Here is a 1,920-nt window from a genome sequence, read left to right as displayed (position 1 = left end):
AGAGTACGTATTCCTACGTAGTTGATTAGTATAGAATACAATTGAAATAGATTAACCAAAGCGTTTTTGAGGTTGTAAATTCAAAAAAGATTGCACTTGAAACAGGCTTCCTTTTGCAATCTTTTAGTAATTTTATGCAAACAAAGAAGTTATCTTTAGCTAAATTATACATCTACTTAATAAAAGAACCATTAACACCCAAGCGATATGCGTTTCCACACCCGAAAATGGATCAAACCCCAGGACCTCAACCCCAATGGCACTTTGTTTGGCGGTCGGTTGCTGGAATGGATTGACGAAGAGGCCGCCCTCTATGCCATCATTCAACTCGAAAACCCTAAAACGGTTACTAAATTTATGAGCGAAATTGACTTTAAAAGCTCAGCAGCTCCCGGTGATATTGTAGAAATAGGACTGGATGTAGTAGCTTTTGGAAAAGCATCCCTCACTCTGAGTTGTGAAGTGCGGAATAAAATGACACGGGAAAGCATCATCACCATCGATAAAATAGTAATGGTCGGGCTTGATGAAAATGGCAAACCTAAAGCACATGGGAAAACTAAAATAGAGTTTGTCAAAGACCGGTTGAAATAAAAGTTGCCTTCATAATTAAGTCCTTCTCCATGGTTTTTTATTTTCTTCAGTAACAACTGGAAAAGGGTGTTGACAGCCAATCTGGTTATCAATTCCTCTCTCTTGTACTTTAAATTTCTTACTATAATTTCTTAAAAAAATGGTTTAATTCAAGAATTGTTAAACCAATTCCCGGTAATTTTGTCTTATTGATAAATCACAACAATGAAAGCCATACCAATAGCGTTATTTATACTCTTCTTCATTAAGGGTTTTTCACAAACAGGCTACTTCCCTCCCACTTCCGGAACGGACTGGGAAACCTTACCACCTAATACACTGAACTGGTGTCCCGAAAAGATTGACTTGCTCAACACCTTTTTGGATGAAAACAATACCAAAGCTTTTATCCTGCTGAAAGACGGCAAAATTGTCATCGAAAGCTATTTTGATGACCATACCATGGCCGACCCTTGGTACTGGGCTTCCGCCGGAAAAACCATCACGGCTTTTATGACAGGTATTGCGCAACAAGAAGGATTTTTATCCATCGATGAACCCACGTCAACCTATTTGGGAACCGGCTGGACGAATTGTTCTACCGCTGATGAGTTCGCCATCACCATTGAAAATCAATTAACGATGACGAGCGGACTAAATGATGGTGTGGCTGATCCTACTTGCACTGATAGTAGTTGTTTGGAGTGTATCGCTACAGCCGGAACCCGTTGGGGGTATCACAACGCCCCTTATACGCTACTCGACCAGGTGATTGAAGAAGCCACCGGCAGTACCCTGAACAATTACACCACCCAAAAATTAAAAATACCCACCGGAATGAATGGCATGTTTATAGCCGTTGAAAACAATAAAGTGTATTTTAGCAATGCCCGAAGCATGGCGCGTTTTGGTTTATTGATGCTCAATAACGGCAACTGGGACGGCAATCAACTACTAACTGATTCTGATTTCTTCAATCAAATGACTACCCCCTCACAAGCCCTCAATGAAGCCTATGGGTATCTTTGGTGGCTCAACGGTACGGCTACCTATATGCTACCCGGATTGCAATCCGTTTTTAACGGTCCGTTGTTTCCCCTTGCTCCTGCAGATACTTATGCTGCCATGGGTAAAGACGGTCAGTTTTTAAATGTGGTTCCTTCTGAAAACATGGTGTGGATCCGAATGGGAGAAGACTCCGGCACCCTGCCCGTTCCCTTTTTGTTGAATGATCAGATATGGGAGTACATCAATGATTTGGAGTGTGAACTGAGTGGTAATGATCTTATTAAGGAATCCATTAAAATAACACCCAACCCCTCTTCAAGCTTTATACACATTGAAGCA

The 1,920-nt window shown here is 41.1% G+C and carries 2 protein-coding genes; both read left to right on the top strand.

The window, feature by feature from the left end:
• Positions 1 to 207: 207 nt before the first annotated feature.
• A complete protein-coding gene (locus tag AACY61_RS13075) occupies positions 208 to 594 on the top strand; it encodes a hotdog domain-containing protein (RefSeq protein ID WP_339612023.1) in 387 nt (128 codons plus the stop codon).
• Positions 595 to 798: 204 nt separating this feature from the next.
• Positions 799 to 1,920 (top strand): serine hydrolase (locus AACY61_RS13070; protein WP_339612022.1); only part of this gene is annotated, 1,122 nt, incomplete at its 3' end.

This window comes from uncultured Planktosalinus sp., assembly GCF_963973675.1.
Taxonomy (GTDB): Bacteria; Bacteroidota; Bacteroidia; order Flavobacteriales; family Flavobacteriaceae; genus Planktosalinus.
Note: the sequence above shows the minus strand (reverse complement) of the source record. Positions and strands in the feature narration are given on the sequence as shown.